The sequence below is a fragment of the Streptococcus suis genome (genome assembly GCF_002960445.1).
Lineage (GTDB): Bacteria > Bacillota > Bacilli > Lactobacillales > Streptococcaceae > Streptococcus > Streptococcus hyiners.
Map to the genome: position 1 here is coordinate 1 of NZ_POJD01000478.1, position 512 is coordinate 512.

A 512-nucleotide genomic window follows, 5' to 3' on the forward strand; every position below is an offset into this window, starting at 1 on the left:
GATTAAAATCCCTTGAAGATTATAAATACCTGATTATCACACACGATGGGCGTGAAATATATAAGGCTGACCCTTATGCATTTTTCAGCCAAGTTCGTCCAGACACTGCCTCTACAACCTACAATTCGCGTTATAAATTCAAAGATGACATCTGGATGTATAATCGTGTTAACTATGATTTTAAAGAACAGCCAGTATCCATCTACGAGGTGCACTTAGGTTCGTGGAAGCAAAAATTTGCTAATAAAAATGAAGGAGGAGCTCCTGTAGAAGCTTTCAATAGTTATAAGGAAATTACTCCACTTCTCATCGAACATATCAAGGAAAATAACTACACACATATTGAGTTATTGCCAATTACCGAGCATCCTCTCGATGCGTCTTGGGGCTATCAGGTAACAGGCTACTACAGTCCAACTAGTCGCTATGGCAAGCCAGATGAACTTAAGTATTTAGTTGACCAATGTCACCAAGCAGGAATCGGAGTGATTCTTGACTGGGTACCACTTCAT

The 512-nt window shown here is 39.6% G+C and carries 1 protein-coding gene; it reads left to right on the forward strand.

Features of this window, described 5'->3' with window-relative positions; all coding sequences use genetic code 11:
- Positions 1-512: alpha-amylase family glycosyl hydrolase (locus tag C1G53_RS12870; RefSeq protein ID WP_238139160.1), on the forward strand; the 512-nt coding region annotated here is incomplete at both ends.